At 61.6% G+C, this 19,131-nt stretch carries 19 protein-coding genes, 1 tRNA gene and 1 pseudogene; 8 read left to right on the top strand and 13 right to left on the bottom strand.

Annotated elements, in window-relative coordinates; genetic code table 11:
- The first annotated feature begins 1 nt into the window (after window position 1).
- Together fdhD and mobA are read left to right on the top strand one after the other, a co-directional pair.
- Window positions 2-892, top strand: coding sequence for a formate dehydrogenase accessory sulfurtransferase FdhD (gene fdhD, locus HZB49_RS00620; RefSeq protein ID WP_291608495.1), 891 nt, complete (start codon window positions 2-4; stop codon window positions 890-892).
- Window positions 882-1,526: a molybdenum cofactor guanylyltransferase MobA gene (mobA, locus tag HZB49_RS00615; protein ID WP_291608494.1), complete on the top strand. Its 645-nt coding sequence runs from the start codon at window positions 882-884 to the stop codon at window positions 1,524-1,526. The genes fdhD and mobA overlap by 11 nt, the downstream gene beginning before the upstream one ends.
- On the opposite strand, the gene HZB49_RS00610 is transcribed toward mobA, so the two are convergent.
- The 3 genes from HZB49_RS00610 to HZB49_RS00600 are packed head-to-tail and all read right to left on the bottom strand — an operon-like array spanning window position 1,527 to window position 5,748.
- Window positions 1,527-2,657 (bottom strand): FAD-dependent monooxygenase, encoded by a 1,131-nt coding sequence (locus HZB49_RS00610; protein ID WP_291608493.1) that lies wholly within the window; start codon window positions 2,655-2,657, stop codon window positions 1,527-1,529.
- A 9-nt stretch (window positions 2,658-2,666) separates the two neighbouring features.
- Window positions 2,667-4,622 carry a molybdopterin biosynthesis protein gene (locus tag HZB49_RS00605; protein WP_291608492.1) on the bottom strand — a complete coding sequence of 652 codons (1,956 nt, stop codon included), beginning with the start codon at window positions 4,620-4,622 and terminating at the stop codon, window positions 2,667-2,669.
- A gap of 13 nt (window positions 4,623-4,635) precedes the next feature.
- Complete coding sequence (locus HZB49_RS00600; protein ID WP_291608491.1) at window positions 4,636-5,748, bottom strand: molybdopterin-binding protein; 1,113 nt, start codon at window positions 5,746-5,748, stop codon at window positions 4,636-4,638.
- A gap of 253 nt (window positions 5,749-6,001) precedes the next feature.
- Here HZB49_RS00600 and HZB49_RS00595 point away from each other — a divergent pair, with 253 nt between their 5' ends.
- The gene (locus HZB49_RS00595; RefSeq protein ID WP_291608490.1) at window positions 6,002-7,213 is read left to right on the top strand and encodes an ABC transporter substrate-binding protein; all 1,212 of its coding nucleotides are present in this window, start codon (window positions 6,002-6,004) and stop codon (window positions 7,211-7,213) included.
- A gap of 70 nt (window positions 7,214-7,283) precedes the next feature.
- Here the strand turns inward: HZB49_RS00595 and HZB49_RS00590 are convergent, their stop codons facing one another.
- Window positions 7,284-8,249, bottom strand: a complete 966-nt coding sequence (locus HZB49_RS00590) for a TAXI family TRAP transporter solute-binding subunit (RefSeq protein WP_291608489.1) — start codon at window positions 8,247-8,249, stop codon at window positions 7,284-7,286.
- A 223-nt stretch (window positions 8,250-8,472) separates the two neighbouring features.
- Here HZB49_RS00590 and HZB49_RS00585 point away from each other — a divergent pair, with 223 nt between their 5' ends.
- A complete protein-coding gene (locus HZB49_RS00585; RefSeq protein WP_291608639.1) occupies window positions 8,473-9,339 on the top strand; it encodes a tripartite tricarboxylate transporter substrate binding protein in 867 nt (288 codons plus the stop codon).
- A 161-nt stretch (window positions 9,340-9,500) separates the two neighbouring features.
- A tRNA-Ile gene (locus tag HZB49_RS00580) sits at window positions 9,501-9,576 on the top strand.
- 17 nt (window positions 9,577-9,593) lie between these two features.
- On the opposite strand, the gene HZB49_RS00575 is transcribed toward HZB49_RS00580, so the two are convergent.
- The 4 genes from HZB49_RS00575 to HZB49_RS00560 form a co-directional block, all read right to left on the bottom strand.
- A complete protein-coding gene (locus HZB49_RS00575) occupies window positions 9,594-10,844 on the bottom strand; it encodes a site-specific integrase (RefSeq protein ID WP_291608488.1) in 1,251 nt (416 codons plus the stop codon).
- An 803-nt stretch (window positions 10,845-11,647) separates the two neighbouring features.
- A complete protein-coding gene (locus HZB49_RS00570) occupies window positions 11,648-12,319 on the bottom strand; it encodes a hypothetical protein (RefSeq protein ID WP_291608487.1) in 672 nt (223 codons plus the stop codon).
- Window positions 12,316-12,498 (bottom strand): hypothetical protein, encoded by a 183-nt coding sequence (locus HZB49_RS00565; protein WP_291608486.1) that lies wholly within the window; start codon window positions 12,496-12,498, stop codon window positions 12,316-12,318. Before HZB49_RS00565 ends, HZB49_RS00570 begins: the two co-directional genes overlap by 4 nt.
- A 186-nt stretch (window positions 12,499-12,684) precedes the next feature.
- Complete coding sequence (locus HZB49_RS00560) at window positions 12,685-13,329, bottom strand: isochorismatase family cysteine hydrolase (RefSeq protein WP_291608485.1); 645 nt, start codon at window positions 13,327-13,329, stop codon at window positions 12,685-12,687.
- Window positions 13,330-13,432: 103 nt separating this feature from the next.
- Here HZB49_RS00560 and HZB49_RS00555 point away from each other — a divergent pair, with 103 nt between their 5' ends.
- Window positions 13,433-13,936, top strand: coding sequence for a helix-turn-helix domain-containing protein (locus tag HZB49_RS00555; protein WP_291608484.1), 504 nt, complete (start codon window positions 13,433-13,435; stop codon window positions 13,934-13,936).
- Between the two features lie 200 nt (window positions 13,937-14,136).
- Here HZB49_RS00555 and HZB49_RS00550 read toward each other — a convergent pair.
- Window positions 14,137-14,328, bottom strand: a pseudogene (locus HZB49_RS00550) (IS3 family transposase); the annotation flags it as partial.
- A 75-nt stretch (window positions 14,329-14,403) separates the two neighbouring features.
- Entirely contained in the window at window positions 14,404-14,997 is a 594-nt protein-coding gene (locus HZB49_RS00545) for a TetR/AcrR family transcriptional regulator (RefSeq protein WP_291608483.1), read from the bottom strand.
- 140 nt (window positions 14,998-15,137) lie between these two features.
- On the opposite strand from HZB49_RS00545, the gene HZB49_RS00540 reads away from it, so the two are divergent.
- Complete coding sequence (locus HZB49_RS00540) at window positions 15,138-15,749, top strand: isochorismatase family cysteine hydrolase (RefSeq protein ID WP_291608482.1); 612 nt, start codon at window positions 15,138-15,140, stop codon at window positions 15,747-15,749.
- Window positions 15,750-15,752: 3 nt separating this feature from the next.
- Window positions 15,753-16,370, top strand: coding sequence for a cysteine hydrolase (locus HZB49_RS00535; RefSeq protein WP_291608481.1), 618 nt, complete (start codon window positions 15,753-15,755; stop codon window positions 16,368-16,370).
- A gap of 612 nt (window positions 16,371-16,982) precedes the next feature.
- Here HZB49_RS00535 and HZB49_RS00530 read toward each other — a convergent pair.
- The 3 genes from HZB49_RS00530 to HZB49_RS00520 all read right to left on the bottom strand — a co-directional run bounded on the left by HZB49_RS00530 (window position 16,983) and on the right by HZB49_RS00520 (window position 19,100).
- A complete protein-coding gene (locus HZB49_RS00530) occupies window positions 16,983-17,786 on the bottom strand; it encodes a xanthine dehydrogenase family protein subunit M (protein WP_291608480.1) in 804 nt (267 codons plus the stop codon).
- Window positions 17,787-17,796: 10 nt separating this feature from the next.
- Window positions 17,797-18,279, bottom strand: a complete 483-nt coding sequence (locus HZB49_RS00525) for a (2Fe-2S)-binding protein (protein WP_291608479.1) — start codon at window positions 18,277-18,279, stop codon at window positions 17,797-17,799.
- 101 nt (window positions 18,280-18,380) lie between these two features.
- On the bottom strand, window positions 18,381-19,100 hold the full coding sequence (locus HZB49_RS00520) for a hypothetical protein (RefSeq protein ID WP_291608478.1): 720 nt from the start codon (window positions 19,098-19,100) through the stop codon (window positions 18,381-18,383).
- Between the last annotated feature and the right edge of the window lie 31 nt (window positions 19,101-19,131).

Here is a 19,131-nt window from a genome sequence, read left to right as displayed (position 1 = left end):
CATGATGAAGATCGAAAAGGCCCCCATCCCCCTGATCGTGCCGAATCCGGACGATCCGCGGCTGACCGAGCGCGTCCGCGGCACCGACCAGCACGGGGCCGCGGTCGAGATCAAGGTCCCCGTCGAGCGGCCGCTGACGCTGTATCTGAACGCCCAGGAGATCGTCACCATGATGACGATCGGCGACTATCCGGAATATCTGGCGCTCGGCTACCTGCTCAACCAGAACATGCTCAAATACGGCGACGTCGTCACCGAGGTCGAGTATCACGACGACCTGCAGGTGGTTGTCGTTCGCACCGAGCACAACACCGATTTCGAGCAGAAGCTGAAGAAGCGCACGCAGACCTCCGGCTGCGCCCAGGGCACGGCGTTCGGCGATCTGATGGAAGCAGTCGAGAGCGTGGCGCTGCCGAAGGCGGAGCTGCGGACATCGTGGCTCTACCAGATGACGCATGCCATCAACACCATGCCCTCGCTTTATCTCGAGGCCGGCGCGATCCATGGCTGCGCGCTGTGCAAGCAGGGTGCGCCGATCTGCTACACCGAGGACGTCGGCCGTCACAACGCGGTCGACAAGATCGCGGGCTGGATGTTCCAGCACGGCGTCGATCCCGCCGACAAGATCATGTACACGACCGGGCGGCTGACATCGGAGATGGTGATCAAGACGGTGCGGATGGGGATCCCGATCCTGGTCTCGCGCTCCGGCTTCACCGCCTGGGGCGTCGAACTGGCGCGGCAGGTAGGACTCACGCTGGTGGGCCGCACGCGCGGCAAGCGTTTCATCGCGCTGTCCGGCCAGGAGCGCCTCGTCTATGACCAGAACCTCGATTACGTCGAGGAAGAATCCGCGCGCCACAAGCGCAAGGGCGAAGCGCGTGACGACTGACGCCGCGCGCGAAGGCGCCCCGAAAATCCCGGGCGTGCTGCTTGCCGGCGGTCTCGCGCGGCGGATGGGCGGCGGCGACAAGCCGATGCGCACAATCGCCGGCCGCACCATCCTGGATCGCGTGATCGCGCGCCTTGCGCCGCAATGCGACGGGCTGATCATCAACGCCAACGGCGATCCCGCGCGTTTTGCCCCGTTCGGATTGCCTGTCATCGCCGACAGCGTCGCGGACTTCCCTGGTCCCCTTGCCGGCATTCTGGCGGCACTGGACTGGGTCGCAGCGAACCGGCCCGATGTCTCGCTGGTGCTGAGCGCTGCGGCGGATTGTCCGTTCCTGCCGCGCGATCTCGTTTCGCGGTTGCACGCGGCGCTCATCGCCGAGAACGCACAGCTCGCCGTCGCCGCGTCCGACGGACAATCGCATCCGGTAATCGGCCTGTGGAACGTGAGCTTGCGCGACGAGCTCCGCCATTCACTGGTGATCGAGGACATCAGGAAAATCGACCGCTGGACGGCGCGCTACCCTCTGGCCACCGTCACGTGGCCGGTCACGCCGCTCGATCCGTTCTTCAACGCCAATACGGTCGAGGACATCGCGGAGGCCGACCGGCTGGCGGCGCTCGATGGGGAATAATCACGCCGCGAGCGGCACCGTCCACGCATCATACCCATAGACCCAGTCGGCGTCGGTCCGCTGCCTCAGCCACGTATTCGCGCGCGAAGTCGCCTGCACGCGCGAGGTGCGTTCCTTGCGCGTCGCTTCGAAGCGGCGGAACGCGTCCGCCACGCCGTCGCGGCCGACGCCGTCGAGGCAGCGCGACAGCACGGCGGCGTCCTCGATGGCCATCGCCGCGCCCTGCGCCATGTAGGGCGTCATCGGGTGGCAGGCATCGCCGAGCAGCGTCACCTTGCCCTCGGCCCAGCGATCGAGCGATTCCCGGTCGACGATGGCCCATTTGTGCACGTCGGGACAGGCCGCCAGCACCTGCTCGACCTGACGGTCGAAGCCGGCGAATGCCTTGCGCAACTCCCCGACGTCACCCTTGGCCGACCATGACTCGATGCGGAAATCCGGTTCGGGCTGGCTGGTGACCAGATAGATCTCGCTGCGGTCCGGCTTCACATAATAGATGACGATGTGGCGGTCCTCGCCCCACCATTTGGTGCAGTCGTCGATTTTTTCGCCATTGAGCAATGCGGCCGGATAGGTCGTGCGATAGGCGATGCGCCCGGTGTAGTTCACGGGTGCCGTGTCGAACAGAATGTCGCGTACCACCGAATGCACGCCATCCGCGCCGACCACCGCATCGGCGGTCACGGTCGCACCATCGGCAAAGGTCAGACGCACGCCATCGGCCGCCTCATCCAGCCCGACCAGCTTGTGGTTCAGCCTGACGCATTGCTCGGGCACGGCGCTCGCCAGCGCCGCATGCAGGTCGCCGCGATGGGCGAGCAGGTAGGGCGCGCCGAACTTCTGCTCGGCGCTCTCGCCGAAGATCATGTCGAACTTGACCTCGCCGGTGCACCAGTCGCGGTTGTTCCAGGAACGCGGATAGAAGGAATGGCTGCGCATGCGCTGCTCAAGGCCGAGCCCGCGCAACACCTTCATGGCATTGCAGCCGACCTGGATGCCGGCCCCCAGGCGCGCGAACTGCCTTGCCTGCTCATAAACGGTGACGTCGATGCCGACCTTGCGCAGTGCTGCCGCGGTCGCCAAGCCACCCATGCCCGCGCCGATGATCGCAACATTGAGCGGCCTTGCCATCGTTTCCCCTTATACGGGTCTGAAGCCCGCTTGTTCCAGAGCCTTGCGGCCTGCCTCCGACGCCAGCGCATCGAGAAACGCCTGCACGGCCGGCCGCTGCTCGCGCGCCTTCACCAGCGCGAAATCATAATGCTCCTCGGCATAGGGAATGAAACCCAGTTCCGTTGCATGCGCGACCGGCGCAATGGTCATGCCCCAGTCGGCGCGATGCTGCGCAACGGCTGCCGCCACCGCGTTGTGCGAGCGCGGCTGATTCCAGTAGCCGTCCGGACGAGCGCCATCGAGCAGGCGGTCGATCAGGATGCGGGTGCCCGCCCCCTGGTTGCGGTTGACCATGATGCAGGCGGCATCCGCAAGCGCAGCGCGCACGGCGTCTTCCGTACTCCGTCCCTCGAAGCGGGCGTCGCCCTTGCGGAACACGATGCCCTGCATGCGGCGCCAGCCCGGCACCAGTTCGAGGCCATCGGCCAAATACGGCGTGTTGTAGGTCTCGCTCTTCTCGTCGAACAGATGGATCGGCGCCAGATCGCACTCGCCGCGCTTGGCGGCCGCCAGCCCGCCGAGGCTGCCGACCGCGATCGAGCGCACGACGAGACCTGCATGCGCCATCGGTGCGGTGACGAGATCGAGGCCGGTGCAGTGGCTGCCGACGATGACGAGGTCGGGCACCCGCACATGCGGCGTGAACAGCGTGATCTCGGTCTCGGAGTTCGCCGGCAACTGATCGGCCAGCGCGTCGATCTTGAGAAAGCCGTCGGCCTGCGCGAACGAGGTGATGGCGCCCGAGCCCTTGCCCGTAGGGTAGGCGATCAGGCCGTCGGCGCCCTCGACCAGCGACACCATGACGAATTCGGTGCGGCCGAGTTCGGAAGCAACCCGCACCGGCACGCGCGCGGAAATCTTCGCGTCGCTGCGCGGCGGCAGGCCGGCCATCCTGCGCAGCACCGGCACGATCATGTCGTGGAGGGTGAACATCGCCGAGGTTGGAAATCCCGGCAGGATCACCACCGGCTTGCCATCGCACACGGCCAGACACAGCGGCTTCCCCGGCTTCAGCGCCACGCCATGGGCAATGATGCCGGGTTTGCCGAGCCGGCCGATGATGCGGTGAGAAATGTCGCCGGCGCCTTTGGACGTGCCGCCCGACAGCACGAGCATATCGCTCGCCGCCAGCGCGCTGCGCATCGCGGCTTCCAGCGCCTGCTCGTCGTCGGGGACAGCACCGAGGAAATTCGTCTCGCCGCCATTCTCGGCAATCGCCGCGGTGACCACGGCGCCGTTGGTGTCATAGATCGCGGCAGGCCGCAGCGGCACGCCCGGCTGCACCAGTTCGTCACCGGTCGACAGGATCGCCACGCGCAGACGGCGCGCCACCAGGACTTCGGCGATGCCGCATGCGGCCAGCATGCCGATCTCGCGCGAACCGATCACGGTGCCCGCGCGCAGCAGCGCCTCGCCGCGCGCGATGTCCGAGCCGGCATAGGAGACGAACTGCCCCGGCGAGGCGGCGCGGCGGACGTCGATGGCGCGGTTGCCGGACGGCTGGGTGTGCTCGACCATCACGACGGCATCCGCGCCGCGCGGCACCGGACCGCCGGTCGCGATCGGCGTTGCAGTGGCCGACAGCACCGGCCGCATCGGCGCTATGCCGCAGGCGATCACTTCGTCGTTGAGGATCAGGCGCACGGGCGCCCCCTCGCCTGCGGCGGCGAGATCGACGGAGCGCACGGCGAAGCCGTCGACATTGGAGCGGTCGAAAGGCGGCACGTCGATGGGCGCCATCACGTCTTCCGCCAGCGCGCAGCCGAGCGCATCCGCAAGCCTGCGGCGCTCGCCCGGTACGGCCCGCGGGAACAGCGCGGCCTCAAAACGCGCAATCGCCTCTTCGCGCGACAGGATGGTCAGGAACTGGCCCTGGTCGATCCCATCGCTTGCCGCCGGCAATGGTGCTTTGGCGTTGGTCATGCCTACGTTCTTATCATTCCCTCAGCATATAAGCATCGACCGGCGTGCCTGCTGCAAATCCTTCCGAACCTCCGGGCACGACGAGCCAAGCTTCCGCGTTGGCAATCGCTTCCAGCGAAAGCTCGCCCGTGGCGAGCGTCACCCAGGCGCCATCCTTGCGCTCCAGCAGCACGACTTCTGCGAGGCCTACGCCGGAGGCTATCTTGCGCACCAGCGGCAGACGGACCGTCTTGCGCGGCCGGCGGCCCGACAGGCGGTCCAGCACCGGCAACGCCAGCGTCCACCACGCAGCAAGGGCCTGGTCCGGCGCACCCGGCAGCACCACGACGGGCGTCTCGCCGATGCGGCCGACCGCCGCGGTACGGCCGGGCTGCAGGGCAATGCCGTGGGCGATCACCTCGCCGCGCGCGGCCAGCGCAAGCAGCGTCGAATCGCGGCGGCCAACGCCGCTGCCACCGATCGTAATGAGGAGATCGCAGCCTCTCGTATCAAGCATGCCCGCAAGCGATGCCGCATCGCGTCCCGGCGCTTCGATGGCGTTCGCCTCGGCCCCGGCATTCCCCGCGCTTTCGGCGATTAAATTCGCCGTCAGCACACCGCCCGGAATATTGACGATGCGCAGGCGCGGCCGGCGCACGCGCAGCTTCGTCAGCCCCGCGGCGCCCGCGATCAGGAGATCGTGCGGCAGGATGCGCCGGCCGGCCGCCACACATTGGCTGGCTTCGCCGATATCGCTGCCGGCGCGGCGAACCCCCTGCCCCGGCACGGCTTCCGCAATGGCCTGGGCAATCGGCCCTGACGCATCGACCGCGTCCGCATCCACCACGCAATCGCAGCCATCCGGCATGGCCTCACCGGCCTCGACCCAGCGCGGCGCGGAAATCAGCGGCAATGGGGAATAGGACGACGCGCCGACGAGATCGTGGGCGCGAAATGCAAAGCCGTCCGTGGCGGCGACGTCGCGCGGCGGGTACGCCGCAAGCTGCGGCATCTCGGCCGCAATGCACCGTCGTGCCTTCGCCAGCGCCAGTTCCACCGGCGCCACCGGTTCCACCCCCTTCAGCAATGCGATGAGCGCGACATCGAGCCGCGTGAGCGAAGCCGGCAGGCGCTGGAGCGAGGTCATGGTTCGCCTATGCCCTGAATCGGGGCGGAAATACAGAACCAAATACCGCTTCCGCTTCGCCGCAGGCGCGCCGCCGAACCGGCCGGCGATGTCCCCAGTTGTAGGGACAGACAGCCGGCGGCCCCCGCAGTATCCGGGATGGGCCGCCCCAGCGGATTGCAAATTAGTTGCAAATGAGACCATTTAGCGCTATCGAGCCGGCGCACAAGTGCAAGAAACGGCCAAAGCGCCGGTGCTCCAGGGAGGGATTGGAATGTTTTCCGGGAAGTTTTCCGCAGCTGCGGCGTACGCAGTGGTGATGCTCGCATCATCGGCCGCGCTCGCGCAGGTTTCCGACGACGTCGTCAAGATCGGCGTGCTCACCGACATGAACGGGCCGGCCTCGACGCCGACCGGCCAGGGCTCGGTGACCGCGGTGCAGATGGCGATCGACGATTTCGGCGGCAAGGTGCTGGGCAAGCCGATCAGCGTGGTGGTCGGCGACCATCAGCTCAAGCCCGATATCGGCGGCGGCATCGCGCGGCGCTGGTATGACGTCGAGCAGGTCGACGTGATCGTTGACGTGCCGGTGTCGGCGGTCGGCCTTGCGGTGCAGAACATCGCCAACGACAAGAAGAAGATGCTGATCGTGCATTCGACCGGCACGGCCGACTTCCATGGAAAATTCTGCTCGCCCTATGCGCTGCAGTGGGTGTTCGACACCCGCGCGCTGGCGGTCGGCACGGCGCAGGCGGTGGTGAAGCGCGGCGGTGACAGTTGGTTCTTCATCACCGACGACTATGCCTTCGGTCAGTCGCTGGAGCGCGATGCCTCGGCCGTGGTCACCAGGCTCGGCGGCAAGGTGCTCGGTGCAGTGCGCCCGCCGCTGGCGACGCCGGACCTGTCGTCCTTCGTCCTGCAGGCGCAGGCCTCGAAGGCCAAAATCATCGGCATCGCTGCCGGTCCTCCCAACAACATGAACGAGATCAAGACCGGCGCCGAGTTCGGCGTGTTCAAGGGCGGCCAGCAGATGGCGGCGCTGCTGGCGCTAATCACGGACATTCATTCCCTGGGCCTGCCGGCGGCGCAGGGCCTGCTGCTGACGACCTCGTTCTACTGGGACATGGACGACAAGACCCGTGAGTGGTCGAAGCGCTTTTTCGCCAAGATGAACCGCATGCCGACGATGTGGCAGGCCGGCGTCTACTCCTCCACGATGTCCTATCTCAACGCCATCAGGGAAGCCGGCACCGACGAGCCGCTCAAGGTGGCGGCGAAGATGCGCGAGAAGCCGATCGAGGATTTTTTCTCGCGCAACGGCAGGCTGCGCGAGGACAATCTGATGGTTCATGATCTCTGGCTGGTGCAGGTCAAGAAGCCGGAAGAATCGAAATATCCGTGGGACTACTACCAGATCCTCGCCAGGATTCCGGGCGACGAAGCGTTCGGCCCGCCGAATCCGGAATGTGCGTTGGTGAAGAAATGAGACAGGCGAATGGCGAATTGCGAGTAGCGAATGGGAACTTCCATTCGCTATTCGCCACTCACCATTCGCATCACTTAACTACCCCAATCTCCCGCAAATACCTCATCACGCCGGGATGGATCAGCTCCTGCTTCGGCGCGGCGGCCACGGTGCTTGCGGCCGTTGTTTCGCAGGCCTGCGGCAATTTCTTGCAGAGCGCGGCCTCGACACCGTGCAGCGTTCGCGCGAGGCGATAGGCAATGTCGTCGGGCAGGTCCGCGCGCGTCAGGACGAAGCTCCAGGAACCGACCGAGTTGATGGCTTCCGCCTGGTTCGGATAGCTGCCGGCAGGCACCGTCAGCGGCTTCAGGAACGCATGCTTGGCGCGGATGCGCGCGATCTCGCCTGCATCGGGCGCGATGAAGCGCGCGCCGCCGGGGCTCGATGCCACCGCGGCAAATCCGGGCCAGCCGATGCCGGCGCCCCACAGCGCAGCCGCGCGGCCATCCTGCACCATCGCCGGGCCGTCGCCGGCGCGATCGAGATAGATCGACTTGAAGTCGTCGTCCTGCTTCAGTCCGATGCCGTCAAGCACATAGCGCGACAGGATCGGCAGGCCCGAACCCCTGGCGCCGAACGCCACCGGCTGGCCTGCGAGATCGCGGATGGTCCTGTAGGGGCTGTCGGCCCGCACCACGAACATGCCGGGGCTCGAATACATCGCGGTCAATATCTTCAACGGCGTCGCCGGCCGGCCGATGCCCATGAAGGCCTCATAGGCGGGCTCGCCGGCCACCAGCGCGATGTCGAGTTCGCCTTTTTCAAGCAGCGGGATGTTCTCGTTGCTGCCCTTGGTGTTGCGCGGCTCGATGGCGATCGACGGATCCGCCGCATTCATCGCCTCTGCGAAGGCGTTGCCATAGAGCGGGAAGCCGCCGCCGGGCGTAGCGGTTCCCAGGCTGATTGCCGTCCTTGAAATGGTCTTGCCTCCCTCTTGCGCCGCGGCAGGGCCTGCGGCGAGGAGCACCGCCGCGCAAATGATCCAGGCGAGATTCATCTTTTCGTTCCCTGCGCGCCAAAGTGCCTCATCATCGCGCAACCGGGCTTGAAGACAAGCCCCCGATTGTGGAAGCATGCCCACCAAACCAATGACAAGAACGGGAGGCTCCATGACCCGCTACTGGCGTTTCGCATTTTTCGCTCTCGCCTGCGCTTTCGGCTTCGCCTCGATCATTTCGCCCTGCTCCGCCGCCGATTATCCGAACCGGCCGGTGCGCTGGATGATCGGATTCACCGCGGGCGGCCCGGTTGACACCGTGGCGCGGATCATGAGCCAGTGGCTGTCGGACCGTTTCGGACAGCAATTCGTGGTCGAGAACCGCACGGGATCCGGCGGCAACATCGCCGCCGCTGCCGGCATCAGTTCGCCGCCCGACGGCTACACCCTGATCTTCGTTGCACCCAACAATGCGATCAGCGCCTCGCTGTACAAGAAGCTGCCTTACGACTTCATCCGCGACACCGAGCCGGTTGCGAGCATCATGCAGCTCACCAACATGCTGGTGGTCGCCAACGACGTGCCGGTGAAAACCGTCCAGGAGTTCATCGACTACTGCAAGGCCAATCCCGGCAAGATCTCCTATGCGTCTTCCGGCAACGGCACTTCGGTGCACATGTCGGCCGAACTGTTCAAGGCGATGACCAAGTGCGACATGCTGCACGTGCCCTATCGCGGTTCGGCGGCGGCGATTCCCGACATCATCTCCAACAAGGTGCAGCTGATCTTCGACAATCTGCCGACCGCGCTGGAGCAGGTGCGCGGCGGCACGCTGCGCGGCCTCGGCGTCACCTCGCCGAAGCGCTGGCCGAGCGTGCCGGATATCCCGACGATCGCCGAGACCGTGCCCGGATTCGAATCGGTCGGCTTCTACGGCATCTCGGTGCCCAAGGGCACGCCGCCGGAGATCATCGCCACGCTGAACAAGGCGGTCGGGGATGCGCTGAAGGACCCGAAGCTGGTCGCCCGGCTCGCCGAGGTCGGCGGCATTCCGAAGCCCATGACCCCGGCCGAATTCGGCAAGCTGGTCAAGGACGAGACCGAGAAGTGGCGCAAGGTGGTCGAATTCGCCGGGGTTTCGGTGGATTGAGGCTTGCTCTCCTGGAGCATGATTTATCGGAAAACCGGTGCCCGCTTTGCGCCAATGCGGCCATTCGGGTACGGATCATGCTCGAGCATTGCGGGACCAGCGGGTACCCTGTAAACGATGGCGGCACCGTTGCCGGCCGCTTCGCGCAGCCGCCTGCGGCGGGGCCTGTAGCTCAATGGTTAGAGCCGGCCGCTCATAACGGTCTGGTTGCAGGTTCGAGTCCTGCCGGGCCCACCAAAGAAATCAGCAACTTATCAGGCGCCATTTCGTCTGATTGGAATCACCGCACCAGAAACCGCACCAGATACGTGCGCTTTTCGTTCGCCGGCTGGATCGCGCTTGGCGATTTTGTCGACGGCATCGGACAAATAATCGGGATGGTGATGGCCATAGGTGTTGAGCAGCACCTCAAGCGACATTCCGAGATAGCCGGCTGCCTGCCAAGGATCCGCGCCTCTCTGCATAAGCCAAGTCGCTGCGGTGTGTCGCAGTGTATGAGGGGAGATTCCCGGACCAAGGCCTGCAAGCCTCACGGCACTCTTGAATGCCGTTTTGACCGAGGTAACGGGCCTTCCGTTGTACTCGACGAAATGCTTCGCCTCTGGATCAATCTGGTGCCAGCGCCGTAGGTGAGCAAGCAAGCGCAAGGGTATCGGGACGGTTGGCTGCCGCTTGTTTGTTTTGGCACTGCCCTGTTTTAGACGGTAATAGCGGCCGCGCTCCAAGTCGACGTAAGAGCGACCGATCGCTGGAATGGGAGATGCGGCTGCAATAGCTCCTGCCCGGGTTCCGCTGTAGATCCCCAACAAGATGAACCGAGCAAGATGGCGCAGGGGACGCTTGCTTGTGGGGACCTTCACGTCGTCCTTCGGCCGACGCGAGCGCTTCTGCATTTCGCGATAGCGCCAGCAGGTCCAAACCAATTTGGCCGCATCGCTGCGCGTCAGCCACTTGTCTCGCGGTTGGCCCTTCTCTGGCAGCGAGACCTTGACGATTTCCCGATGAAATCCTTCGGCTCCATGGTGACCAACGGCAGCACGGAGATCTTCAAGGTCTCGGCGCGCGCCTCCCTTCTTGCCGCGCTTCTTGGCGTAGGAGCGACATGCCTCCCCATTGACCTCGCCCAGCATTTTTGCTCCCCACCACTCGTTCAACCGTTCGATTCGCTTCTTGAACTTGCGGATATCGGGGACGGTATCTTCGCTTTCGCTATTGATGTTGAAACGACTGCGAAGCTTATCCAGCTGCGCATCCAAATAAATCGAGAGGACATCCGCGATTGCGATATCGTCTATGTGGCGGATTCGTCTCTTCGGGGTGTGTTTAGAGGTTATGTAATCCCTTAGTTTTTCCTCTGCGACCGCAATCTCATCTGCAGCGCAGCCTGTGCTGACATCCCGGCCGTTGTCTCTGATGATCCAGGTTGCTTGGTGAGTGACCTTTCCGCTCTTGTTTCTGCGAGCGGCCTTGAGCTGAAGTCTGGCTCCCTTGCTTCTTCGCGGCATAGCTCTCGCATCCGTTCGATATGAGCCAGCGTTGTAAATTCTTTGCCGGCAATCTTCTCAATAACCAATCGATTACGATCGCGCTCACGACGCAAACCCGCGACCGTCATTCCTCCTAAAGGAAACGCGATCTTCACGGCATCAGCAAGGCGAAGCGGCGTGTCTGGCGAAATTTCTGGTTGTGGTGTACACGTCATGGACGGTCGCAGCGTCGCGATAAAACCTAACAATCATGATGGCAGCCCTGGCTGTCGCGTAAAGGCAGCAACCTTCTCCTACGCAGGAACGGCGGCCATATCGCAAAATCGGGCAGACACTGAACAGGATGCCAGCCGAAACGCATGACCCACGTCGGGTGAACTAAACCATCTCCATTGAGCAAAGAGGGACGAGGCACGTGAAGTTTGATATGAGAAACGCAACCGGAAAGGCGGGTGTCGGGGGTTCGAGTCAGTAGACCGCTACCGCTTCTCCCCACACGACGCAAATCTGCGATATTTGCTCCGATCGTCCGCCTGAATCGGGGGCCCACTTTCAGTGCTTATTAACATCGTTAGCACCGGGCATGCTTGCGCCAGCGATCTCACACTCCCTTTCAAGCGCTTCGAGACGATCAAGTATGTTCGTGCGTTCATCCGCGCGGCATCGCCTTGAAGCTTATAGTATTCCGATGTCCCTTTGGCGGGACTATCGATGGGGACCGGAACGACGCGTGAATACGTCCCAGTTGGTGTCACGTACGCGAGTGCTCTGCCATTATCGCGCCCGACTGTCCCATGCGCTTACGCACTACAACTCTGCAGCTATACAGAACCGCGCTGCCTCTCAATTAGATTTGTCGACGATCCAGAGCACCCGGCAATGAAGGCAGCAAACGCATCGGCTGCGTTTTCCAACGAGGCACGCGAAGCGCCCGCGCGTGCTTCGACTGCGAGCCAGGAAATCAGGCTGACGCAAAGTTGCGTCAGCACTAACGCGGCGTTTGCCGATAGGCCGCGCTGTGCCGTCAGCATGCGTTGCGCAAGGGCTTCGCGAATTTCCAGCCGCGCATCTTCAATTGCGGCGCTCACGGCCGGATGCGAACCGGGTACCGGAGGCATGACGGCCAGGAGAAGGCAGCCGCTCGGCGCGGGGGGTTCACGCGAATAGATCGAAATGAAGTGCCGAAGCATGCTCTGGAGGGCTTCCTGCAGCGGCTCCCTGGAAAGATGGCACAGCGCAGAACCAATCCGGGATCGATAGCGCTCGATGACTGCACAAATGAGGCTGTCGCGTTCTCCAAAGGCCAGGCGCAGGCTCGGCCTGTTCACGCCGGACACAGCGCTCAGTTGCGCCATGGTGGCGCCTTCAAGGCCGCTCGCAAGCAACACATTGGTCATGCGGTCAAGCACGTCGGAGCGATTGAATTGACGAGGCCGCCCGCGCCGCCGCTTTGGCCCTTCGCCCGCACCGAATTTCACCGCCACCGCACTCATTCGTCCGGCCCGCTTGCGGTCATGTCGTTCGCGGCGGCGGGGGTGCGCTGCAACGCTGGCCCGTCGTAGTTCATTGATCTCGCCAGGCCGTTCCTGATGGGGAAGTGACCGACGTCCAGGATGAAGGATTCATTTGGACCTGTGAACGCCTTGGCCTGCAGGTAAGCGTAGACTGCCATTGCATCGCTGGCACCGAAGATCGAGCGAATTGGCGTTTGGGATCTCACCTAACGACACGCTGTCGTCGCGTGTGGCAAGCCATCGCGCCGCGTCGCATCCCAGTGCCGAGGCCATGACAGCCGGCTCTGCAAGTGTCCTGACGATGGACCCGATGTGCTCGTCATCGCGGTGGATGGCTTCGCGGTCTAGATTGCTACGGCTGCACCAGGGTGCGCCAGTGTAGCGACAAGTTCCGAAGTAGTAGTAATGGCATGCGCGAAGGTCGGGCCGTTTAGGTCGTGGGCGGCATGCATATGCTCGTGGCTGAATGCGGCCGTCGCATCGCGAACCAGAGTAACATGATAGCCCATTTCCATAGCGAAGCGTGCCGTGGACTCGATGCATGTGTTGGCGAGTAATCCAACGACGATGACATGGGTGATGCCACGTTGCTTTAGCTGAGCGTCGAGATCAGTGTTGGCAAAGCCGCTCTGCGCCCAGTGTTCGCCAGCTACGACGTCGCCTTTCTGCGGCACGAAATCGGGGTGCCACTCGCCGCCCCAGCTGCCTTTGGCGAAAACCTGATGCTGGTTTGTGCCGATCTGCGACGGGTTGGGATGATCCCAGCCTTCATAATCTCCCTCTCGCCAGCGGCGATGGGGGACGAAGAACACAGTAACTCCTTTGTTCCTAGCTGACGCCACGGTGGAGCGGAGATTGTCAAGAAGGCCCACGGCCTCCGCCACGGGCTGGACCAAGGCCCACAGCTTGCCCCCTTCCGCCAAAAAGTCGTTGTAGGGATCCACCAGCAGCAGCGCAGTCCGGCTTGAATCATAGTGAATATTAGGCATCAGGCGTCTCCTGGAGGACGTGGCACTTGGTCGGTTAGCGCCCCGACGAAATATCGACTATGATTATCATAGTGTCAAGAGAATATGAAAAGGAGAGTCGACAATGTCGGATTCTGTCCCGGCGGAACAGACCTTGTGTCCGATCGCGCGGTGCACTGAGCTCGCTGGTGATCGATGGACGATCCTCATCCTGAGAGAATTGTTCGCAGGCTGCACACGCTTCGATGACATTCAGGCCCAGACCGGCGCAACAGCACAAATGATGGCGGGTAGATTGAGGCGGATGGAGGGTGATGGCCTGATAACCCGCAGGGTCTACGAGAAGCGCCCGCTGCGTCACGAATATCTGCTCACCGACAAGGGCAGAGACTACTACCCTGTGATCCTAGCGTTGCGGTCTTTTGGCGAACGTTGGTGCAAGCGTGCGGACGAGCCCAAAGCGATCCGCCTTTTTCACAACGACTGCGGCGGCGAGGTGGGCCTGGATGGCGTTTGTATCGGATGCCGGAACGCGGTCAATCTTTCAGATGCGACCGCGCACCCCACGCCCGAATACACTGACGAGCGACGGAAGCGAATGCGGGCGTTTAAAGCGCGAAACAAATAATTGTATCGAGTGAGATCGCCAAGCGGCCGGGACCAGTGAATAGTGATGGGATGTTGAGTTCCTGCCGCGTGCGAGGTGCCGCAGCACCTATGGATATTGGATATCAAAGCGGTCTCTTCACTGCGACCAACGGCTTGCGCTCGGCAACAGTCCGGCCTTGCCGGGCGCGCCTCCAAAATCGGTCGCCAGCGTCAAGTTGCGATCTTGGCGTGCAGTACCCTCACGTCCACCGCCGGCTCCGCGCCGAATACGTCGGCCGCGCTCTCCAGCAGCTTCGCCCACCACTGCGTGATTGGGTTCGGGTGAACGTCATACTGCTGCGCCAGTTCGGCCAAAGTTCGTCTCGCCCTTCACGCAGCCAACGCCACTTCCGCCTTGAATGCCGGCGCGATCGCTTACTCATCGTGCCTCCCTATCCGCGGCCACCTTGGCCGCCGTCAGGCCGACAATCCACTCATCCTCGCTGTTCAGATTTCCCGAGCCACCCTTCTGGCGATCAAAGGATTTGCCTCGATCATGTCGCGCGCTTCGCGCAAAATATCCTGCGAAAGCTGAGGATCGTTGACGGCACGCGCGAGCGTAAGTGCTCCGACCATTGTAGAAAGCATTCGAATGGATTTGCCCCGCGCATTCTTCTTGACGCGCCAAGGGAATAGCCGCTGCAGCTTGTCAGTCATCGCGACCACATGACGCGTCAAGACAGAGCGGACATCCTGTTCTCGCGCAATCTCAGAGGCCAATGCAGCCAACAGACATCCCTGGCCGGGCGCATCGCGATGTTCCTCACTCAGGTAGCCATGCAGGTACGCCAATAGTCCTTCCGGCGTATCAGCCGCCGCATCCATGGCCGCGAGCGCCTTTTCCGAAGCGTCATGGAGACTCTCGTAAATCAAGGCTTCCTTCGACTCGAAGTGGTTATAGAACGGCCCATGTGTGAGCCCGGTGGCCTGCATGATTTTCCCAACGCTGACGCCAGCGAACCCGTACTCGCGGAACAGCGCAGATGCTGCGCTGAGGATTTTCGTATGTTTTTCCGCTGTTTCGGCCACGGGGTAGCGCATGGGATCCCTTTTCGCATTGAACACTGACATCTTACATGATAACTATCATGCTTCATGCATGATAATCATCATGCTTAAGGCAATCATGATGATTATCATAGTTAACGCGAAACCTCTGCACATCCCTGTTGGAGTATCGAATGCCTGATATCAAAAATACGGCACTGGTCCTGGTGGATCCCTACAACGACTTCCTGTCCAGACGCGGTCAGGTTTGGTTGATGATGAGGAACGTGGCGCTCTCGAACGGAATGATTGCCAAGGCCCGATCTATCCTCAAGGCTGCCCGGGACCGTGGGATGACCGTGGCCTACGCGCCTCACCATCGCTGGCGGCCGAATGGCCTCACCGGACGGAAGTACTTGCATCCAACGCAATTCATGCAAGAGCGATCGCACATTTTCGCAGAGGGCCGGTTTGGCGGCAAGTTCCTTTCCGAGCTCGCCCCCGCCGACGGCGATATCATATCCAGTGAACATTCGTGCTCGAGTGGCTTCGCGGGTACCGATCTGCACCCACAGTTACAGGCCCGCGGCATCACGCATCTCATCATCATCGGCCTTGTGACGAATTCGTGCATCGAAGCCACTGCACGCAGCGCCGTGGACCTCGGTTACCACGTCACGTTGGTCACCGATGCCGTTGCGGCGTTTGCGCCCATCGAACACGACCTCGCCATCCGCGAGAACTACCCGCGCATTGGACACCAGGTCACCGATACATCGACCCTGCTCGAATCAATGGGAGCCTGACGGATGCTCAACCACCTGCTCAATGCCGCTACCGGCTGGTATGTCCGGCGGGGCCTACGCGCCTATCACCACTACCCTGCCGACAAGACGGCCGTGGTGTTCATTGATGTGCAACGCGCATTCATCTCGCCAGATCCGACTCTGGCTGTATCCTTGGCCAGTCTCGCACGGCTGGCGCGGTCCCGAGGATTCTTGGTCATCCACGCCCCAATAGCCGCGCACCCGCACACATCCTTTCCGACGCCCGCGCATCGCGAGATCGAACGCGCACTTTCAAGTCTACCAGATGCGCCCGATATCGCGTCGGCCGTCGGACCGTCACCGTCCGATGTCGTGCTGCCGAAACGCTCGACCTTTAGCATCTTCGGGCTTCCTGAGATCGACGCGCTGATCGAGTCACGTGGCCTGGAGCATTTGATCCTGGCCGGGCCGCTTGGCGACCTGACCCTTGACTCATCGCTGCGCGATGCCGTGCAGAGGGATCTTCATGTCACGGTTGTGAGCGACTGTGTCGCTGCGTCGTCTCCGACGGCCCTTGAACTAGAGCTCCGGTACACGATGCCACGCTACGCGCATCTGGTCACCGACCTTGAGCACCTTGAGCGCTTGTTGGACTCATGAGAGAATAGCCAACGAACGTGCGCTCGACCGCTAACACGCTGGGAGCCGTGGACATTGACGCGACCATATCGTGCGCGCTGGACCGTGGAGAAAGAGGCTCCGGCGGTTTGTTCGTAGCGGGTTGCGATGCGGCGAAAGTATTTGGCTTTGTTCAAGACGCACTCGGCACCGCTGGCTCTAACGCAGTGCGCAAGTTCAGCAAACTGGCCGCTGGCGAGACAACAGGGAGCTCGTTTGCTCCCTGCAAGTCATCGTGGCTTACCTTTGGGTGATCAAAAAGCCTGCTTATCGCACGCACAGACGCGGCGACTCTCGTCGCCCATTTGGCGCGCCTGCTTCCACCTTATCAGAGTATCCAGCCAAATCCGAAGGATCGGATTGTGCGCAGCTCCCGAAAATGTAGCCAGTGACCTGAGCCCCGACCTTCATCCGCCGATAAGTAGAGCCTCGGTGACATTGCAGCGAGACCGAACTTTGGACCACCCGGAGCTAGAGTTTAGCGCCAGAAGTTCGGAGCTCAAGATTATCTGACTTGTTCTATCGTGCAATCTGTTAAGGCACGACTGCGTGCGATATCCTGAAGATCGCCACTCGCAATTATCCTTGTGCTCTCTAACTTTCCAGCGCTATCGCTACCGCACGCCGCGTCAAGACGCCGACTAAATGAGCTCGGTATTCAGCACTTCCATGAACGTCGCTGTTGAGCCCGGCAGGCGAGACCGACAGTTTTTCAAGTGCTTTGAGCGAAAAACGTTCCTGCAGTGCGTCTTCGAAGGCCGTCAATCGGAATACGCCATCAGAACCTGCACCGGTCACAGCGATGCGAACCTCGGAAGTCCGTCGCGCAACGAACACGCCAACCAAAGCGTATCGCGAAGCCGGGTTTCGGAATTTTTGATATGCCGTCCTTGTCCAATGTGGAAATTTTACACACGTTATAATCTCATCAATGTCTAAGGCCGTAGTGAAGAGACCTCGAAAATATTGCTCTGGCTCAAGGCTGCGCTTGTTTGTGACAATGGTTGCATTCAGTGCCAAAACAGCCGCAGGATAATCTGCCGTTGGATCGTTGTTGGCGAGCGAGCCACCGATTGTGCCACGGTGACGCACAGCTGGGTCACCGATCGACCCCGCCAGCTCGGCCAGAGCAGGATTCGTCTCAGCAACGATTGCCGAGCCTGCCACCTCTGCGTGCGTGCTCGTTGCACCCACGAGAAGATCCTGCCCTGATTTTTCAATACGCCGCAGTTCCTCCAAACGGCTAAGGTCGATGAGGACCGACGGGTTGACCAGTCGCTGCTTCATAACGGGCACCAGGGTGTGCCCACCTGCAATCAGCTTGGCCTCGTCATTCTCGCGAAGACAATCGACAGCGCTCTGGACGGTGTTGGGCCGTTGATATGCAAATGTATACATGCCCGATCCCCTAAATGCGCTCGGATTCGGCCATCGCCGCGGCGCCCGCTGCAATAGATGACACGATACTGTTGTACCCGGTGCATCTGCACAAATTCCCTTCAAGTTCCTCGCGGATCAAATTATCACTTAAATCGTGACCTCGTCGTCGCACTAAGTCGACGGCGGTCATGATCATGCCAGGGGTACAAAAGCCACATTGAAGACCGTGGTTTTCATGAAAGGCTCTCTGCATCGGATGCAGCCCCCCCTTTCCAGCGAGACCTTCAATCGTTGTCACCTCCTGACCGTCCACCATCACGGCAAGCGTTGTGCAAGCCTTGGTGGCCTTGCCATCGATGTGGACAACGCAACAACCGCACTGAGAGGTATCGCAACCGACGTGTGTCCCAGTCAGTTCCAACGTCTCGCGCAAATATTGAACAAGCAACGTACGAGGGTCGACTTCCGATGTGACGGGGCTTCCATTCACGATAAGCGAAATCTGGATCATGTTGTCCCATTATATTAAGATGGTCAGTGCGGATCAAAGCTCATTCACGATTGATTGGCGGCAGAGGAACAGGCCAGGATTTATCTCAGAGCCAACGTTGTTTACGCAAAGTTGATTTCGACCGAGCCCAAGGCTTTCATTAAAAGCTTTGCGGACTGATTAGGCGCAATATTGATATTGGGCATCATTGCCCCTGTGATCAAAATGTCATCAGGATTGAATTGGCGGCCAAACGCGTCGAGGTAGAGAACGGCATGCCTGACGTTCTGCATGATGCCGCCGGTCAGCGCCATTGGCTCATTGGTTGAGTGCATCGTCTTGCCGTCCACACTCACGTCCGCTGCACTTCGAGCAATATCGTCCTCACGCCATTCTGAAGCTTCCGATCCTAAAACCACATGTTTCTGAAAAATATTCGCGGCGACGATGCTTTCGACATTTCTCGCTGTCACGTCGATGTCGACGAGTTCGATTGCTAATCCAATCCCAGAAATTCGTTTCAATATCTCCTCATCGTTCATTTTCGTTGTAACCGCATCGGCAAACCGTACAGCAACTTCGCCTTCCAACATGGGTTGTTTCCAACCGTCCAACGCGACAGTTGCGCCGCTCTGGCGAAAATCACTTCGAAGGATAAAACCCATAGCTGCTGCCGGCAATCCGAGGGCTTCGCGAGCAGCCGGTGCGCCGAGTCCCAGCTTCCAGCCACCTAAGTGAAATCCCTGACGCACATAACTGTCGAGCAGTCTCAATTGACGATCCATACCGGCCATTATGCGCGGGTCGTTCCATGCGTCCGCACCGACATCCTTGGTGTTCATCGTGAAGCTCTCGCTGTTTTACGGCCGCAAA

The sequence above is a fragment of the Bradyrhizobium sp. genome, from assembly GCF_016219575.1.
GTDB lineage: Bacteria > Pseudomonadota > Alphaproteobacteria > Rhizobiales > Xanthobacteraceae > Bradyrhizobium.
Note: the sequence above shows the minus strand (reverse complement) of the source record. Positions and strands in the feature narration are given on the sequence as shown.